At 72.4% G+C, this 17,358-nt stretch carries 17 protein-coding genes; 6 read left to right on the top strand and 11 right to left on the bottom strand.

The features are described from left to right. Positions 1-2: 2 nt before the first annotated feature. Positions 3-449 (bottom strand): Lrp/AsnC family transcriptional regulator, encoded by a 447-nt coding sequence (locus AAT21_RS33470; RefSeq protein ID WP_046780734.1) that lies wholly within the window; start codon positions 447-449, stop codon positions 3-5. A 94-nt stretch (positions 450-543) separates the two neighbouring features. Between AAT21_RS33470 and AAT21_RS33465 the strand changes: the two genes are divergently transcribed. Then, the gene (locus AAT21_RS33465; RefSeq protein ID WP_046780733.1) at positions 544-1,059 is read left to right on the top strand and encodes a rhodanese-like domain-containing protein; all 516 of its coding nucleotides are present in this window, start codon (positions 544-546) and stop codon (positions 1,057-1,059) included. A 122-nt stretch (positions 1,060-1,181) separates the two neighbouring features. Here AAT21_RS33465 and AAT21_RS33460 read toward each other — a convergent pair whose 3' ends face one another. From AAT21_RS33460 to AAT21_RS33445, 4 genes are all read right to left on the bottom strand, one after another. Further along, entirely contained in the window at positions 1,182-2,885 is a 1,704-nt protein-coding gene (locus AAT21_RS33460; RefSeq protein ID WP_046780732.1) for a DUF885 domain-containing protein, read from the bottom strand. A 242-nt stretch (positions 2,886-3,127) separates the two neighbouring features. Continuing rightward, entirely contained in the window at positions 3,128-4,555 is a 1,428-nt protein-coding gene (locus tag AAT21_RS33455; RefSeq protein ID WP_046780731.1) for a GNAT family N-acetyltransferase, read from the bottom strand. A 111-nt stretch (positions 4,556-4,666) separates the two neighbouring features. Beyond that, positions 4,667-6,235, bottom strand: a complete 1,569-nt coding sequence (locus AAT21_RS33450) for an alkaline phosphatase D family protein (RefSeq protein WP_046780730.1) — start codon at positions 6,233-6,235, stop codon at positions 4,667-4,669. A gap of 222 nt (positions 6,236-6,457) precedes the next feature. Next, a complete protein-coding gene (locus AAT21_RS33445; RefSeq protein ID WP_046780729.1) occupies positions 6,458-7,312 on the bottom strand; it encodes an alpha/beta fold hydrolase in 855 nt (284 codons plus the stop codon). Positions 7,313-7,608: 296 nt separating this feature from the next. On the opposite strand from AAT21_RS33445, the gene AAT21_RS33440 reads away from it, so the two are divergent. Beyond that, positions 7,609-8,376 (top strand): GntR family transcriptional regulator, encoded by a 768-nt coding sequence (locus tag AAT21_RS33440; RefSeq protein ID WP_046780728.1) that lies wholly within the window; start codon positions 7,609-7,611, stop codon positions 8,374-8,376. A gap of 135 nt (positions 8,377-8,511) precedes the next feature. Here AAT21_RS33440 and AAT21_RS33435 read toward each other — a convergent pair whose 3' ends face one another. The 3 genes from AAT21_RS33435 to AAT21_RS33425 all read right to left on the bottom strand — a co-directional run bounded on the left by AAT21_RS33435 (position 8,512) and on the right by AAT21_RS33425 (position 11,602). Beyond that, positions 8,512-9,666, bottom strand: coding sequence for an ROK family transcriptional regulator (locus AAT21_RS33435; RefSeq protein WP_046780727.1), 1,155 nt, complete (start codon positions 9,664-9,666; stop codon positions 8,512-8,514). 102 nt (positions 9,667-9,768) lie between these two features. Then, entirely contained in the window at positions 9,769-10,419 is a 651-nt protein-coding gene (locus tag AAT21_RS33430; protein WP_046780726.1) for a response regulator, read from the bottom strand. A 4-nt stretch (positions 10,420-10,423) separates the two neighbouring features. Further along, entirely contained in the window at positions 10,424-11,602 is a 1,179-nt protein-coding gene (locus AAT21_RS33425) for a sensor histidine kinase (protein WP_046780725.1), read from the bottom strand. A 108-nt stretch (positions 11,603-11,710) separates the two neighbouring features. Between AAT21_RS33425 and AAT21_RS33420 the strand changes: the two genes are divergently transcribed. From AAT21_RS33420 to AAT21_RS33405, 4 genes are all read left to right on the top strand, one after another. Beyond that, on the top strand, positions 11,711-12,622 hold the full coding sequence (locus AAT21_RS33420; RefSeq protein ID WP_046780724.1) for an ABC transporter ATP-binding protein: 912 nt from the start codon (positions 11,711-11,713) through the stop codon (positions 12,620-12,622). 28 nt (positions 12,623-12,650) lie between these two features. Beyond that, on the top strand, positions 12,651-13,400 hold the full coding sequence (locus AAT21_RS33415) for an ABC transporter permease subunit (RefSeq protein WP_046780723.1): 750 nt from the start codon (positions 12,651-12,653) through the stop codon (positions 13,398-13,400). A gap of 40 nt (positions 13,401-13,440) precedes the next feature. After that, on the top strand, positions 13,441-13,878 hold the full coding sequence (locus AAT21_RS33410) for a hypothetical protein (protein ID WP_046780722.1): 438 nt from the start codon (positions 13,441-13,443) through the stop codon (positions 13,876-13,878). 63 nt (positions 13,879-13,941) lie between these two features. Further along, complete coding sequence (locus tag AAT21_RS33405) at positions 13,942-14,418, top strand: hypothetical protein (protein ID WP_046780721.1); 477 nt, start codon at positions 13,942-13,944, stop codon at positions 14,416-14,418. A gap of 58 nt (positions 14,419-14,476) precedes the next feature. Here the strand turns inward: AAT21_RS33405 and mug are convergent, their stop codons facing one another. The 3 genes from mug to AAT21_RS33390 all read right to left on the bottom strand — a co-directional run bounded on the left by mug (position 14,477) and on the right by AAT21_RS33390 (position 17,315). Then, a complete protein-coding gene (mug, locus tag AAT21_RS33400) occupies positions 14,477-15,031 on the bottom strand; it encodes a G/U mismatch-specific DNA glycosylase (RefSeq protein WP_046780811.1) in 555 nt (184 codons plus the stop codon). Further along, complete coding sequence (purB, locus tag AAT21_RS33395; RefSeq protein WP_046780720.1) at positions 15,028-16,461, bottom strand: adenylosuccinate lyase; 1,434 nt, start codon at positions 16,459-16,461, stop codon at positions 15,028-15,030. The genes mug and purB overlap by 4 nt, the downstream gene beginning before the upstream one ends. 71 nt (positions 16,462-16,532) lie before the next feature. Then, a complete protein-coding gene (locus AAT21_RS33390; RefSeq protein WP_046780719.1) occupies positions 16,533-17,315 on the bottom strand; it encodes an SGNH/GDSL hydrolase family protein in 783 nt (260 codons plus the stop codon). Positions 17,316-17,358: the final 43 nt, after the last annotated feature.

Genomic DNA, 17,358 nt, shown 5'->3' with positions numbered 1-17,358 from the left:
GGTCACGGACTGAGCGGGCGGCGCGGCAGCGGCGAGGAGTAGACGACGCTCGTCGTCACCGAGCCGAGCCCCGCGATCCGGCCGGTGACCTCCTCCAGGTGCCGCATCGAGCGGGCCGCGACCTTGAGGACGAAGCAGTCGTCGCCCGTGACGTGATGGGCCTCCAGGATCTCGGGAGTGGCTTCCAGGAAGTCATGGAACGGCTTGTAGTTGCCGTGCGGGTAGCGCAGCCGCACCAGGGCGAGGATCGACTTGCCGAGCTTCTCCGGGTCCACCACGGCCGTGTAGCCGGTGATCACACCGGCTTCCTCCAGCCGGCGGACCCGCTCGGTGACGGCGCTCGCGGACATGGACACGGAGCGGGCGAGCTCGGTGAAGCTGGCGCGGCCGTCCCGCTGGAGCGCTTCGAGGATCCGCCAGTCCGTGGCGTCAGGGGAATAGTCGGTCATGAGGCAGGTCTAGCAGGGGATTCCCCGGCGGGACAAGGAAAGCGCCGGGGAAAGTGACTTCCTGGGAAGATCGACGGATCGTAGATTTCTGGCCATGACGACACCGCAGAACACCTCCTCCGCCCCGGCCGCCGGCAACCCCGTGCTCCGTGTGCCCCCGGCCTCCCCGGCCGCGGCCGCCGCCTACTTCGCCGCGAGCCTCGCCTTCCACGCGGACGTCTCGGACGTCGCGAGCGCCTTCAGGGCCCACCGCGAGTCGGGCGCCGGGCTGGGCTTCCAGCTCGTCGACTCCCGTTCCACGCCCTCCTGGGACCAGGCGCACGTGCCCGGCGCGATCCACCTGCCCACCGCCCTCGTGCCCGAGCAGGCCGAGCGGCTCCTGGACAAGAACGTCCCCGTGGTGACGTATTGCTGGGGCCCCGGCTGCAACGGCGGCGCCCGCTCCGCCCTCGCCCTGGCCGAACTCGGCTTCCAGGTCAAGGAGATGCTCGGCGGCATCGAGTACTGGATCCGTGAAGGCTTCGAGGTCGAGACCTGGCAGGGCCCCCGGCAGCGCGACGGGGCCGACCCGCTGACCGCGCCGACCGGCTCGGACGACTGCGGCTGCTGACGTGCCCGCCGCACGCGTACGGGCCGCGCTCGCCCCCGGGGGAGACGAAGCGGCCCGTACGTACGGCATACGGCATACGGCATACGACATGCAGCCCGCAGTACCGCGGTACCGCAGTGCCGTCAGAGCTTCGAGAGCTCGTCCAGCAGGTCGTCCAGCCCCAGCGAACCCTGCGACAGCGCCGCCATGTGCCAGGCCTTCAGGTCGAAGGAGTCGCCGTGCGCCGCACGCGCGTTGTCCCGGCCCATCAGCCAGGTGCGTTCGCCCAGCTTGTATCCGATCGCCTGCCCCGGCATCGACAGGTAGCGGGTCAGCTCGCTCTCCACGAACTCCGCCGGCCGGCCGCTGTGCAGGCCGAAGAACTCCTGCGCCAGGTCCACGGTCCACTTCTCGCCCGGGTGGAACGGCGAGTCCGCCGGGATCTCCAGGCCCAGGTGCATGCCGATGTCGACGATGACCCGCGCGGCGCGCATCATCTGGCAGTCCAGGTAGCCCAGGCGCTGCTCGGCGTCCTTGAGATAGCCCAGTTCGTCCATCAGCCGCTCCGCGTAGAGCGCCCAGCCCTCGCAGTTGGCGCTGACCCAGCCGACGGTGGCCTGGTAGCGGGAGAGCTGGTCGGCCACGTGCGTCCACTGCGCGAGCTGGAGGTGGTGGCCCGGAACGCCCTCGTGGTACCAGGTGGACACCAGGTCGTAGACCGGGAAGCGGGTCTGCCCCATCGTGGGCAGCCAGGTGCGGCCCGGGCGGGAGAAGTCCTCCGACGGGGAGGTGTAGTACGGGGCCGCGGGGCCGCCGGGAGGGGCGATCCGGGACTCCACCTTGCGGACGCGCTCGGCGAGTTCGAAGTGGGTGCCGTCGAGGTTCTCGATGGCCTCGTCCATCAGGCCCTGCAGCCAGGCCTGGACCTCGTCCACCCCCTCGATGTGGGTGCCGTGCTCGTCCAGGTGCGCCAGGGCCTCCCAGGGGCCGGCGCCCGGGAGGATCCTGGCCGCCTCGGTCTTCATCTCGGCGAGCAGCCGGTGGTACTCCGACCAGCCGTAGGCGTACGCCTCGTCCAGGTCGAGGTCGGTGCCGTTGAAGTACCGCGACCAGCGGGCGTACCGCTCGCGGCCCACGGTGTCGGGCCGGCCCTCGACCGCGGGGGCGTACACCGCGGTCATCCAGTCGCGCAGTTCGACGACGGCGGAGGTCGCGCCGGCGGCCGCCGCGTCCAGCTCGGTGCGCAGGGCCTCGGGGCCGCCGGAGGCGAAGTCCTCGAAGAAGGCCGGGGCGGTGCCGTCCTGGCCGGCCCAGGTGGTGAGCTGGCCGATCATGGTCTCGGTGGCGCGCGGGCCGCCGTACAGGCCGCGCTCCAGCCCGAGTTCGAGGCTCTCGCGGTAGCCGGCGAAGGCGGCCGGGACGGCGCGCAGCCGCTCGGCGATCGCCGCCCAGTCCTCGTCGGTGTCGGCCGGAGTCAGGGAGAAGACCTCGCGGACCGAGTGCACGGGGCTGTGGATGTTGCTGACCGCGCGCAGGTCCTCGTCGGCGTCGTGGACCGCGAGTTCGGCGGTGAGCCGCTCGCGGAGCAGACGGCCGCAGCGCCGTTCGGCGTCGGTGTCGGCACCGGGGAGCGCCTCGGCGGCGTCGAGACGGGCGAGGGTCTCGCGGGCGAGGCCGGCGACGGCCGCGCGGCCCGCCGGGGAGAAGTCGGGGAGCTTGGCGGAGCTCTCGGCTACACCCAGGTAGGTGCCGGTGATGGGGTCGAGGGCGATGAGGCCGTCGACGTAGGCGTCGGCCACCTGGCGGGGCAGCCGGGGGGCGCTGCCGGTGTGGAGGGTCTCTGACATGCGGCCATCTTCGTATGCGACCCGTCCTCCCGTCATCACCGATTGGCGTCAGCCTCCTGACACGGGCTGGAGCACGGCTGTCGGACTCGGCCGGTCTCGGTCAACCACCCTCGTGCGCAAGCGACTTCACGGATGGGAGGTGGATCTGTGGCCAGCGGCGCGGATCCGAGTTTGGCCGGATCCGAACGGAGGCGCCCGCTCCGGGGGAGCGGGCGCCCGTGCGTGCCGCGGCCGGCCGGGGCTCAGTGCGGGCGTCGCGGAGCCCCGTGCTCGTGCGGGAGCGCGACGGGGACCTCGTACGGGAGCCGCGAGCCGACGGGCGTGGCGTCCAGCCGGGCCGTGATCACCAGGGTGCCCTCCTCGATCTGGTAGTCGAGGGGGAGGCCGAGGCCGCGCATGGCGGCGACCATGCCGGTGTTGGCGGCCTGGGTGACGGCGTACACGCTGTCGCACCCGGCCTCGGCGGCCATGGCGAGGAGCCGGCGCAGCAGTTCGGAGCCGATGCCGCGGCGCTGCCAGTCGTCCTCGATGAGGAGGGCGACCTCGGTCTCGTCGCCGTCCCACAGCAGGTGGCCGAGGGCGACGAGTTTCCCGGACGCGGTGGTGGCGGCGAGGGTGCGGCCGAAGCGGGGGCTGAGCAGATGGCCCAGGTAGCGGTCGGCGTCGGCGACGGGGCCGTGGTAGCGCAGCCCGAGGGTCCGTTCGGAGCAGCGGTCGTGCATGGCGCGGGCCGCGGGCAGGTCGGAGCCGTCGGCGCGGCGCACGGTGATCTCGTTGCCCTCGGGCAGGGTCAGTACGTCCTGGCTGCGCGGGACGCGCGGGCCGAGCCGGGCGTCGAGCTCGACCAGGGCGCGGGCCCGGGCGAATTCGGTGGGGGTGAAGGGCAGGTAGGGCCGTTCCACGGTGATCGCGCCGCCCGAGGGGTCGCGCAGCCGCATGACGGTGGCCTCCAGGACCCCCTCGACCGGGGCGTCCGCGCCGGCGTTCGGGCGGCCGGAAAGCGTGGTCGCCGGGATCGAGTGGATCGTGCAGCGGCCCAGGAGCTGGCGCAGGGCGAGGGGGAGCTCGGCGGCGTCCAGCGCGGTGCGGGTGGCCAGGCCCAGCAGCCGGGTCGGGGTGTCGACGAGGTCGTGGGCGTCGGCGCGCTCGATCCAGGTGCTGTGGCCGCCGGCCCGGGAGACCGCCCGGGTGAGGTCGGCGGAGGGGAGCCGCTGCGGGGCGCGCAGCAGGAACTCGTCCACCGTGCCGCCCTCGGGCAGCGGGTGCGTCTGCAGCGTCAGGATGTCCACGCCGTTGCGGGCGAGGGCGGTGCAGAGGACGGCCAGGGAGCCGGGCTGGTCGCGTACGGTCGTGCGCATCCGCCACAGGGCGGTGGCTCCGGCCTCGCCGGGGGCGGCGGGCTCCGAGGCCGCCGGATCGCCGGGCGGCGGTGTGCTGGGCGGCGGCGCATGGCTGTGACGCCGCGCCCACCAGGTGTGGAAGGCGGCGGTCACCAGCAGTGCGACGGCCGAGGCGATCAGCAGGACCGGGCCCCTGGGGCCGTGTACGACGAGATTGGCGATGGCGTCGGCGACCGCGACGGCGCAGAACAGTGCAGCGAGTTCGACGACGTCGCGGCGCCAGTGGTGGCGGTGGGGACGCTGGGCGGAGGCGTGGATACGGTCAGTCATGCACACCACTGTTGCTGAAGGGTGTTGCGTGATCACGAACGGTCTGTGACCGACTGGTTAAGTGTCCGTCTGGCCGATTTCACCCAGTTTTCGGGGTGTTTTTCGGACGCTCTACTGGCCCACCCGGCCGGGCTGCAGGGTCCTGGTGAAGAGGACGCCCCCTCCCTGGCGCCGCAACCGGACGGTGAGGTCCCCGCTGCCGCCGTCGATGTCGACCTCCCCGTAGTACGGCGGGTTCTCCGACGGCGACATGTTGGCGAAGGGAGCCGACTGGACGAAGGCCGTCTCGGGGCCGAAGGTGGCGTCGAGCCGCCCGGCCGGGAAGCCCCCCGCCCCGATGGGGCCGGACACGAACTCCCAGAACGGAGCGAAGTCGGTGAAGGCGGCTCGCTCGGGCGCGTAGTGGTTCGCGGCGGTGTAGTGCACGTCGGCGGTGAGCCAGAGGGTGCCGGTGATGCGCCGGTGCTTGATGTGCCGCAGCAGCTCGGCGATCTGCAGTTCCCGGCCCAGCGGGGCGCCCGGGTCGCCCTGGGCGACGGCCTCGAAGTTCGCCGCCCCGTCGGGGACGACGATGCCCAGGGGCATGTCGGCGGCGATGACCTTCCAGGTGGCCCGGGAGCGGGCGAGTTCGCGCTTGATCCAGGCCAGTTGTTCGGTGCCGAGGATGCCGATGGGGTCCTCGGTCTGACCGCCGGGGGAGTTGGCGTTGCGGTAGGTGCGCATGTCGAGGACGAAGACGTCGAGGAGCGGGCCGTACCGCATCACGCGGTACATCCGGCCCTCGGCGTGGCCGCCGCGCAGGTCGGTGACCGGGAAGTACTCGCCGAAGGCCCGGCGGGCGCGGGCGGCGAGGACGTCGGCCTCCTTGACGGTGTAGCGGGGGTCGTCGATCAGCTGGCCCGGGTACCAGTTGTTGCGCACCTCATGGTCGTCCCACTGGGCGAGGACGGGGACCTGGGCGTTGAAGCCGAGCAGGTTGCGGTCGAGCAGGTTGTAGCGGAAGTTCCCGCGGAACTCGTCGAGCGTCTCGGCGACCTTCGACTTCTCCGAGGTGGTGATGTTGCGCCAGACGGTGCCGTCGCGCAGCGGCACGGCCGCCTTGATCGGGCCGTCGGCGTAGATCGTGTCCCCGCTGAAGAGGAAGAAGTCGGGATCGCGCTGCCGCATCTCGTCGAAGACGCGGTAGCCGCCGACGTCGGGGTTGATGCCCCAGCCCTGGCCCGCCAGGTCCCCGGACCACAGGAAACGCACGTCGCGGCGGCGGGAGACCGGGGTGGTGCGGAAGGTGCCGTGGACGGGCTCGGCGGTGCGCCGGGGGTCGTCGGGGTCGGCCAGGACGACCCGGTAGTGGATCTGCTGCCCGGGCGGGAGGTCGCGCAGGACGGTGGTCCCGGTGAAGTCGCTCGACGGGCCGAGCAGCGGGCCGCGGTGGCGGCGTACGGCGTAGCGGAACGCCTCGCTCGGCGAGGTCTCGACGTACATCCGCGCGAGGCGGTCGGAACGGGCCCACACGGTGGCCGAGTGCGCGGTGATCTCACCGGACTGGACGCCCCAGTGCGCGTTCGGTCGGCCGGAGCGGGCGAAGGCGGGGGCGGCGAGTGCCGGCGCGGCGAGTAGCGCGGAGGACAGGGCGAGGGAACCGCCGATGAGGGACCGTCGGGTGTGCGGGGTCGAAGCCATCGGTGCGTCTCCAGGGGGCGGCGAGGACGGGTCGGACCAGCGTGCCGTCGCGCACCGGCCCGGCCGCGTCGCCCACGCGAACCGCGGATGAACAGCGGCCAGCCGCTCATCCGTTCAGACGTTCAACCTCTTGACCCGGACCGGCTCCGCACACTCACGGTCCGGCGTGCTCACCGGTCCTGTGTACCGGCCGGTCCGGGTGGCGCAGCGGTTCGGTTGCGCTCACGCGACGACCGGGACGGCGGCGCTGCGGGCCGTGTCGAGCACCACGCGGGCGACGAGCGCCGGATCGTCGCTCATCGGGACGTGGCCGCAGCCGGGCAGGCGGACCAGCCGGGCACCGGGGACGGTGTGCTTGGCGCGGACGCCCTGGCGGCGCAGCAGCAGGCGGTCGCGGGTGCCCCACGCGATGGTGACCGGCAGCCCCGGCACGTCGTCGGTGAAACGTACGGAGCCACCCGCGGCCAGGGTGTCCTCGAACCCGGTGGCGTGGCGCAGGGCGAGCGTCTCGGCGACCACGGCCTCGGGCGAACGGCGCCCCGGGCGGGCGTAGATGATGCCGGTGAGCGCGGTCCGGCCGGCGGCACTGCGCGAGAGCCGGTGGACGGCGGGCAGGGGCAGCGCCCTGGCGCCGGCCCGCAAGGCGAGCAGTGCGGCGAAGGCGTAGCGGCGTTCGCCCTCGGTCCAGAACCCGGCGGGGGAGAGGGCCGTGACGGAGCGGACGAGATTGCTCCGGCCCATGGCGAGGGCGAGCAGCCCGCCGAGGGAGTTGCCCGCGACGTGCGGGCGCTCGACACCGAGGGCCGTGCAGAGCGCTCCGAGCGCCGGGGCGACGGTGTCCAGGGAGTACGGCAACCCCTGCGGCAGCGGCTCCGAGGCGCCGAAGCCGGGCAGGTCGACGGCGATCACGTCGTGCTCGGCGGCCAGGATGTCGGTCACCGGGTGCCAGGCCTGGAGGTGATGGCCTATGCCGTGCAGCAGGAGGAGCGGTTCGCCCGATCCCTTGCGTTCATAGGCGACGGTGGCGGTGCGGGGGCCGAGCGGCGAATCGATCGTGAAGGAGACCGTGGCGGTCATGCTGCTCCTCGTCGGTTGGACTGCTGCGAGACAGGCTGTCAGGAGTGCCCGCCGCCATGATTACCGTCGGGTAGCCCTTGACTACAAGCCTTTGTGGGTCACAAAGCCACGAGAACATCCCGTGAACGGCTTGATACATATGCCCGATCTGCCCGGCAAAGGTACGAGCATTGGTCTTGACCAAGGGGGTGCACCGTCCTATCGTCGCAGGGATAGTGCAGGAACCTTTAATAAACAAAGGCGCAGAACTGCCGCTGGAACACACGGCGAGTGCAGCGATGGCAGGAGGAGTCAGGGTGGGGACCACGCAGCTCGAAACGGTGCCGGAGCCGAAGTACTGGCACCTCAAGACCGTCCTCAGCGAGGCGCTCGACCAGGACTTCGCAGTCGGCGAGGTGCTGCCCAACGAGCGTGAACTCGCGGCCCGCTTCGGAGTCGCCCGCGCGACCCTGCGTCAGGCGCTGGAGCAGCTGGAGCTCGAAGGCCGGCTGCAGCGCCGCCGCGGTGTCGGCACTACCGTCGCCCCGCCGCGGGTGGGCGTCGCCGTCGGCAGCGCGCAGCACAGCTGGCCCGGGGAGGCCGTCGACGGCTGGGAGCCGCAGGACGCCTCGGAGTCCCTGCCGCCCGCCGCGGTGGTGAAGCTCCTTGGCGCCGGTGGGGCGTTCGCTGCCGACCAGCCGGTCCACACCGTGCGCCGGATCCGGATGACGAACGGTCAGGCCGTCGCCGCGGAGCTGCTCTACGTCCCGGCCGCCTCGGTGCCCGGGCTGCCCGCCATCGAGGCCCCGTCGGGACCGGCCCGCGCCCGTGCCGTCCTGCGCGAGCTGCAGCGGCTGGTCCTCGACGGTCAGGATCGCTCGGTGGAGCTCGGCTCCGCCCGGGCCGACGACGCCAAGGAACTGGACCGGCTGCCCGGCGCACCGGTGCTCCTGGTCACCACCCGGTACTTCACCGCGGCGGGCACGGCGGCGGTCTCGGTGGCCACCTACCGCGCCGACACCTGCCGCCTCACCTTCGGCGACTCGGGCGGCGTGGAGATCACGCACGAGCCCGTCGCCTCCTGACCGGTCCCGCCCGGCCGACTCCTCCCGAACCGTCCGAGCCGGTACGGCCGTGGTCTGCCACGGCCGTACCGGCTCTCGGGCTTTGCGGGGGCCGGGCTTTGCGGGTGCCGGAGGGACAGGAGGAGACGGAGAGCGTCAGCGGCGGGCCGTGACGGTCTTCTCCACGGCGAAAAGCTCCTCCTCGACGTGGTCGAGCGCGAGCCGGAGGGCACCGGTCGCCACCGCCGCCTCGCCGAGCAGCGACAGGGCCACTCGCGGAGGGCGCAGGCAGTAGCGCTCCAGCTCCTCGCGCAGGGGATCCAGGACCCCGTCCAGGCCTGCCGCCCAGCCACCGACGACCACCAGCTCCGGATCCATCGCCAGGACCAGCGCCGCCACGTCGTGGACCAGACGCTGCAGAAAGCGGTCCACGGCGGCGATCGCCTGCTCGTCGCCCCGCTTGGCCATCGCGAAGACCTCGGCGACGGCCGGCTCGTCCAGCGGGTGGAGCGGCTCACCCGTCGTCGACAGCAGCCGCTCGGGAGTCGCCTCACGGCCCAGCAGGTGCAGGGCGCCGATCTCCCCGGCGGCGCCGCCGAAGCCCCGGTGCAGCCGGCCGCCGATGAGCGAGCCCGCGCCGGGACTGAGGCCCGCCATCACGAAGACCATGTCCCCGGTGTCCCGGGCGGCCCCCTTCCAATGCTCGGCGACCGCCGCCGCGTTGGCGTCGTTCTCCACCTGCACCGGGCAGCGGAACGAGCGCCGCAGCCGGTCGCCGAGCGGCAGCCCGGTCCAGCCGGGCAGGGCGGTGCCGAGGCGCACCGTGCCGTCCGCCTCCACGATTCCGGGGCTGCCGACCCCGACCGCCCGCAAGGAGTCCCGCGGCACACCGGCCCGGCGCAGCAGATCGGCGACGGCCGCGCGCACCCGCTCCAGCCGCTCGTCGGCCGAGGCCGTCTCTGCGACCTCCTTGGTTCCGGCGCCGATGATCCGGCCGTCCAGCCCGGACAGCAGCACCGCGACGCGGTGCGATCCGATCTCGATGCCGAGCAGGTGGCCCGCCTCGGCCCGGAACCGGAACCGCCTGGCCGGCCGCCCCTGGCGACGGGCGCCCTCCTCGGCCTCGGCCTCGACGACGAGCCCGGTCCCGATCAGCCCTTCCACGACCCCTTCGACGGTCGGCCGGGAGAGCCCGGTCAGCCGGGTGAGGTCGGTGAGGGTCGGCGACCCGGCCATGCGCAGTGCCCGCAGCACCACCGCGGAATTGATCCGCCGGAGCAGAGAGGGGTCCCCGCCGGTCAGCTGCCCCAACGTGTGTCCTCCCAGCTAGCGAGCTTGTCAGCCGGATCGTACTGCGCGCCGGGTACGGCGGCGAGAAGCAGCCCCCCATCGGCCGGAGCGGGCCCCTTCCTTTCAGGCGGGGGAGACGAAGCCCGACTCGTACGCCGTGATCACCGCCTGGGTACGGTCCCGCGCCCCCAGCTTCGCCAGGACCGCACTGACGTGGGACTTGACCGTCTCCGTGCCGATGATCAGCTCGGACGCGATCTCCACGTTGGTGAGCCCCCGCGCCATCAGCCGCAGGACCGCCTCCTCCCGCTCGGTCAGGGCGGCCCGTTCCAGCACCGCCCGCGCCTGCCGGTTGCCGTACTCGGCGGCCAGGGCCCGTACCGCCGCCGGGAAGAGCAGCGTCTCGCCCTCCGCGACCAGCCGTACCGCGTGCACGATCTCCGAGGGCCGGGCCCGCTTCAGGAGGAACCCGTCGGCTCCGGCCCGCAGCGCCTGGTAGACGTACTCGTCGTTCTCGAAGGTGGTCACCACGAGGATCTTCGGCGGGGAGTCCACCGTCCGCAGCACCGCGCGGGTCGCCTCGATCCCGTCGAGCAGCGGCATCCGTACGTCCATGGCCACCACATCCGGCCGCAGCTGCCGTACGAGCGGGATCACCGAGGCGCCGTCGGCCGCCTCACCCACCACCTCGATGTCGGGCTGGGAGTCCAGGACGGCGCGCAGACCCGCGCGGACCAGGGGTTCGTCGTCGACGAGCAGTACGGTAACCGGCATCCGGTCAGCGTATTCGCTCCAGCGGAAGCCGTGCGCGCACCCTCCAGCCACCCTCGTACGGTCCGGTCTCGGCCTCCCCGCCCAGCAGGGCGGCCCTTTCCCTCATCCCGCGCAGTCCGCTGCCGCTGCCCGGTGTCACACCGGGCCGTTCCGGCAGCGTGTTCGTCACCTCCAGTTCCAATCGGTCGGCGGCCATCTCCACCCGCACCCGGACCGGTACGGGCCCGCAGTGGCGCAGCACATTGGTGAGCGACTCCTGCAGGATCCGGTACCCCTCCCGGGTGACCGGCCCGGGCAACTTCTCCAGCGGTCCGGTCAGTTGCGCGTCCACTTCCGAGCCGGAGGCCCGGGCCGACTCCAGCAGCCGGTCGGCCTCCGCCAGCGTCGGCCGCTGCGACGGCGGCTGACCGGTCTCCCGCAGCACTCCCAGCACTCGCTCCAGGTCTTCCAGCGCGGCCCTGCCCGTCTCCTCGATGGCGCACAGCGCCCGGTCGGTGAAGGCGGCATCGCCCGCGGCGCGCGCCGCCCCCGCCTGCACGACGGCCACGGTCAGCGCGTGCCCGATCGAGTCGTGCAGTTCCCGCGCGATCCGGGTCCGCTCCAGCAACTGCTCCGTACGCGCTTCCAGTGCGCTCAGCCGCTCGGCGGCCGAGGGGCCGAGCAGCCGGGTTGCGGCAGCGGTGATCAGCTCGCCGAGCAGGACCACGACGACCATCAGGACCAGCAGGGGAACGGGTGCCAGCAGCGCGGCGGCCCAGCGACGCTCGGGTATCAACGGCGCCATCGGGCCCGGATCCAGGGAATAGCCGAGCGCTCTCGCGATGAGATCGACCGTCAGAGCGGGCATCCAGACGGTGGCGGCCACCGCGCCGAACGCGATGACCATCCGCGTCTCCAGCCACAACACCGTCCGCCAGCGGTCTCCCCAATGCGCCGAAGGAGCCAGGCTTATGGCGCCGTCCGCCGAGCCGCGGTCATACGGCGTGAGCAGGAACTGCGCCTGCAGGCCCTCCGCGAGCCGCACCCAGGGCACCAGGCCGAACGGCAGGACGAGGAGCATCGGCCCCCACGGCCACTCCGGAACAACGAACATCCATATGGCCAGCAGCAGCAGGGGCACGCAGAGGTGCAACCAGCGTGAGTAGGTCACTGGCCGGAACGGAGCCCGCAGCAGTCGGTACATGCCCCCATCGTGTCAGCGCACCGCTCGGGTCCGTCTCCCCCATGTGGGGGAGACGGCACCCCCGCACGGGGGAGGGAACGGGGTGGGGCCGGCGGCGAATCTTGAGCCATGAACAGCATCGAGATCCGAGAACTGACCAAGGCCTACGGCGCCCACCGTGCGGTGGACGGCCTCACCTTCGATGTCCTGCCCGGGCGGGTCACCGGATTCCTCGGCCCCAACGGCGCCGGGAAGTCCACCACCATGCGCCTGCTGCTGGGCCTGGACCGGCCCACCTCCGGTACGGCCACCCTCGGCGGGCGGAGCTACCTGGACCTGCCGGACCCGCTGCACCGGGTCGGCGCCCTGCTGGACGCGCAGTCGGCCCACGGCGGGCGAACCGCCCGCGACCACCTGCGCTTCCTCGCCGCCGCCGGCAGCATCCCGGTGCGACGGGTGGACGAGGTCCTGGAGCAGGCCGGAATAGCGTCCGTGGCCAAGCGGCGAATCAAGTCCTTCTCACTCGGCATGCGCCAGCGCCTCGGCATAGCCGCCGCGCTGCTGGGCGACCCCGGGGTGCTGCTCCTGGACGAGCCGACCAACGGCCTCGACCCCGAGGGCATCATCTGGATCCGCGAGCTGATGCGCCGCCTCGCCGCCGAAGGGCGCACCGTGCTGGTCTCCAGCCACCTGATGTCCGAGACATCCGCCCTCGCCGACCACCTGATCGTGCTCGGCAACGGCCGGCTTCTGGCCGACACGTCGATGGCGGACTTCATCGACGCCCGCAGCACCCGGCGGGTGCGCCTGCGCACCTCCGATCCGGGCCGGCTGCGGTCCGCCCTGGCCCGGGACGGCTTCGAACTGGCCGCCGCGGAGGAGGGGCGATGGACGGTCGAGGGCATACAGGCCGAGCAGCTCGGCAAGCTGGCCGCCCGTGAGGGCATCCCCGTGCTGGAACTGGCCGACGAGCGCGCCTCGCTCGAACAGGCCTACCTCGATCTCACCGCCGATCACGCACAGTTCACCGCTACCCGCTGACTTCCCCGAACCTTCAGGAGGCCCCGCCATGCGCTCCGCTCTGCCCACCGTCCCCACCCTGCACTCGGAATGGATCAAGATACGGTCCCTGCGCGGCACCCTCGGGGGCCTGATAGCCGTCCTCGTCGCCACCGCGGGCATCCAGGCGCTGACGGCAGCCGCCATCGGCCGGTCCGAGGACGGCAGCATGGGCGACGATCCGCTCTTCGCGGCCTACTACGGCATCTCCTTCGGGCAGATCGCAGCCATGGTTTTCGGCGCCGGCGCCGTGGCCGGCGAGTTCCACAACGGGGCGCTGCGCACCTCGCTGGCGGCGGTTCCCAACCGCACCCGCTTCTACCTTTCGAAGATCGCCACAGTGGGTGTGCTCGCCTTGCTGACGGGTCAGGTCACCGGGCTGGTCACCTTCGTCGCGGGTCAGGCGTTCATGGGCCGGTACGCCCTCGACCTCGGCGACCCGGGTACCTACCGTGCTGTCGTCGGCAGCGGGCTCTACCTCGCCCTGATGGCGCTGCTCGCGGCCGGGCTGACCGCCGTACTGCGCAGCGGGACGGTCGTGCTGAGCCTGCTCATACCCTTCGTGCTGCTCGTTTCCTTCGTCGTCGGCGAGGCCGCGGGGGGTGCCGCCCAGTACCTGCCGGACCGCGCGGGGCAGTTGGTGCTGCACGCCCGGACGCAGGGCGATCTCGGCCCCTGGACCGGGCTGGGTGTGATGGCCCTGTGGGCCGCGGCCGCGGTGCTCGGCGGCTGGCTGGCGGTGCGCCGCAGGGACGCGTGACAACAGGCCAGTTGTCAGTGCCGCTCGGGATACTGACGGCATGACCACGGCAGAGCACCTCGACACGATCGACCGGCTCCTGGCGCAGGAGTTCCCGAAGGAGCCGGTCCGGACCGTCGACAGCAGCAGCGGTCCGGGCTTCCACCTGGTGCATCTCTCCCGGACACGGCACTTCTGGGACGACGACGGCTCGGGCCGGATCGAGGCAGCCGACCAGATCAGTGCCGAGTACGGGGCGATCACCCAGGCCGTGACCGACCGGTGGGGGGAGCCACAGGTCTTCAGTCTGGGGACGGTGCTGGAACGGGGATTCGAGGGGGAGGCGATAGAGGAGCCGTGGAACGAGCTGAGCAGCTGCACCGACCACGTCCATCTGTGGCGGGCCGGAGAGCGCTGGCTGGTGGTGTGTGTGGCGCAGTGGGATTGTGAGGCGCCCTACCTGCTGACCGCAGGGGTCACCGTCGTGGACCCGCCGTAGCAGGCGGGCATCGCGGCACCGGCCCGGAGGGGCGTGTCGGTGGCCCGCACTAGAGTTCCGAGGGTGAGTGACATGTACGAGCTGATGATTGCCGTCGACCTGCGGGACGAGATCTCCGAGGCGGAACTCGCCGAGCTGAGCTGGCATCTGGGGGCCGGGCAGCAACCGGAGCGCCTGTCCGTCGTCACGCGGTTCCCGGTCGTGGTGACGGACGACTCGGGGATCCCGCACGTGGAGGACGATCCACGTCCACTGCTCGCCGGACGCGGCGCGGCAAGGCGGGTGGGTGGCGTGCTCTGCTCGGCCCTGGCGAGTCGTGTGGACCTGCCGGTGAAGGGCTGGGGGCTGATGTCCCGGCAGGAAATCCACCCCGATGAATTCGACCAGATCGGTGAGCTGCTCCGCTGGCTGGCGGCAAGGGCCCACCCGACGCACCTCCGCGAGGACGGTGCGGTCGGTATCGGATTCCTCAGGTTCCATGAGGACGAGGTCCCCGAAGTGCTCCGGGTCGAGAGCGGGCAGGTCGGCTGGCCGGCCTGAGCACCCGCCGGGGTGCTGTCACCCTGCTCACCGCCGGATCCGGGGCCGGTGCGAGCGCTCAGTGGCGCTCGTCGTCGGGGGAGTGCGCGGCCTCGCGGAGGCGGGCGTACTCCTGGGCCATGGACTCGGCGGTCCAGTGGGCGTTCAGGCCACTGGGGTTGGGGAGGGCCCAGATGCGGGTGGAGCCGATCGTGCGCTCCTGGGGGCCGATCTGCGTGGTCCGCTCGCCGAAAGCGGTGCGGTAGGCCGTGACGCCGACCACCGCCAGCCACTGGGGGCGCAGACGTTCCACCTTGGCCGTCAGGATGCGGCCGCCCTCGCGGAACTCCTCGGCGCTCAGCTCGTCCGCGCGGGCCGTGGCGCGGGCCACGACGTTGGTGATGCCGAGGCGGTAGTTCAGGAGTTCCTCCTGCTCCGCGGGAGCCAGGCGGCGCGGGGTGAAGCCCGAGAGGTGCAGGACCGGCCAGAAGCGGTTGCCGGGGCGGGCGAAGTGGTGGCCCGTCGCGGCGGAGAGGAGACCGGGATTGATCCCGCAGAACAGCACACGCAGACCGCCCGCGACCACGTCGGGGAGGACGCGGTCGCGGGCGGCGGCCAGCTCTTCGGGGGTCAGAGGATCGACCCCGGCGCGTACCCGGCGGCCTCCGGGTGCTGCTTGGCGATCACCTCGATACGGGAGACCACGGTCGAGACCTGGTCGCCCGCGGCGCCGGTGAAGGAGAGCTTGTCCGCCATCAGCGCGTCGAGCTGGGCGCGGTCCAGCGGCATCCGCTCGTCGGCGGCCAGCTTGTCGAGCAGCTCGTTGCGCTCGGCTCCCTGCTCGCGCATGGCGAGCGCGGAGGCCACCGCGTGCTCCTTGATGACCTCGTGGGCGGCCTCGCGGCCCACGCCCGCACGCACCGCGCCCATCAGGACCTTGGTGGTCGCGAGGAAGGGCAGGTAGCGATCCAGCTCGCGGGCTACGACCGCGGGGAAGGCGCCGAACTCGTCGAGGACCGTCAGGAAGGTCTCCAGCAGTCCGTCGAAGGCGAAGAAGGCGTCCGGCAGGGCCACGCGGCGAACCACGGAGCAGGAGACGTCGCCCTCGTTCCACTGGTCGCCGGCCAGCTCGCCCGTCATCGAGGCGTAGCCGCGCAGGATGACCATCAGGCCGTTCACGCGCTCGCAGGAGCGGGTGTTCATCTTGTGCGGCATCGCGGAGGAGCCGACCTGGCCGGGCTTGAAGCCCTCGGTGACCAGCTCGTGGCCGGCCATCAGGCGGATCGTCTTGGCGATCGACGACGGGGCGGCGGCCAGCTGGACCAGCGCGGTGACCACGTCGTAGTCGAGGGAGCGCGGGTAGACCTGGCCGACCGAGGTGAAGGCGTGCGCGAAGCCGAGGTGGGCGGCGATGCGCTGCTCCAGGTCGGCGAGCTTGGCGGCGTCGCCGCCGAGCAGGTCGAGCATGTCCTGGGCGGTGCCGACGGGGCCCTTGATGCCGCGCAGCGGGTAGCGCTCGAGGAGGTTCTCCAGGCGGTCGTAGGCCACCAGCAGCTCGTCGGCCGCCGTCGCGAACCGCTTGCCCAGGGTCGTCGCCTGCGCGGCCACGTTGTGGGAGCGGCCCGCCATGACCAGCTCGGCGTGCTCGCCGGCCAGCTTGCCGAGGCGGGCGAGCACGGCGACCGTACGGTCGCGGGCCAGCTCCAGCGAGAGGCGGATCTGGAGCTGCTCGACGTTCTCGGTCAGGTCGCGGGAGGTCATGCCCTTGTGGACGTGCTCGTGGCCGGCGAGGTCGTTGAACTCCTCGATCCGGGCCTTCACGTCGTGCCGGGTGACCTTCTCGCGCTCGGCGATGGAGGCGAGGTCCACGTCTTCCAGGACGCGCTCGTAATCGGCGAGGGCCGCGTCCGGGACCTCGATACCGAGGTCCTTCTGGGCGCGCAGCACGGCGAGCCACAGCCGCCGCTCCAGCGTCACCTTGTACTCGGGGGACCACAGGACGGCGAGCTCCGCGGAGGCGTAGCGGCCGGCCAGGACATTGGGGATGCGGGGCTTGGCAGTCACGTGTAGGGATTCTACTTGGGCCGCAGCTGTGTGTTTACGCAGGTCGGGCCACCGCTCGGGATTGTGCCTTGCTACGAGAGCGGTGCGTCCCCATAGGGCTGCAGTTCGGGGCGCTTGGCCGGGCGGCCGTCCCCCGAGGAGCGACCCGTCAGGCGGCGGCCGATCCAGGGCAGCAGGTGCTGCCGGGCGAAGCTCAGGTCCTGGGAACGGCGCGCCGTCCAGCCCGGCGGCTCGGCGACGGGCAGCTCGGTGCGCCAGTCCAGCTCGGCGGGCAGTCCCAGCGTCTGCCAGACGGCCTCCGCCACCCGGCGGTGGCCCTCGGGCGTCAGGTGCAGCCGGTCGACGTCCCACATCCGCGGGTCCGCGAGGACAGGAGCGCCGTAGAGGTCCACCACCCGGGCGCCGTGCCGGGCGGCGAGCTCGTCGATGGTGGCGAAGAGCTGCTCCATCCGGGGACGGAAGCGTTCCATCACCGGCCCGTTGCGCCCCGGGGAGCGCATCAGGACGAGCTGCTTGCACGAGGGCGCGAGCAGCTCCACGGCCGACTCCAGGTGGGCGCGCACCCGGCCCATGTCGACCCTGGGGCGCAGGGCGTCGTTCAGCCCGCCCACCAGGGTCACCACATCCGCGCCCATCGCGGCGGCCACCGGGGCCTGGTCCTCGGCGATCTGGCCGATCAGCTTCCCGCGGACCGCGAGGTTCGCGTAACGGAAGCCCGGCTCGCGCGCCGCGAGCCGGGCCGCCAGCAGATCGGTCCAGCCGCGGTAGGAGCCGTCCGGCAGGAGGTCGGACATGCCCTCGGTGAAGGAATCACCGACCGCGACGAAACTGGTGTAAGACGCATTCATCTCCATGGCGGAGTGATGTTACCGCGCGGTACCCCGGCCCCGCAGGGCC

This window comes from Streptomyces yangpuensis (genome assembly GCF_001005295.1).
Classification (GTDB): Bacteria; Actinomycetota; Actinomycetes; order Streptomycetales; family Streptomycetaceae; genus Streptomyces; species Streptomyces yangpuensis.
Note: the sequence above shows the minus strand (reverse complement) of the source record. Positions and strands in the feature narration are given on the sequence as shown.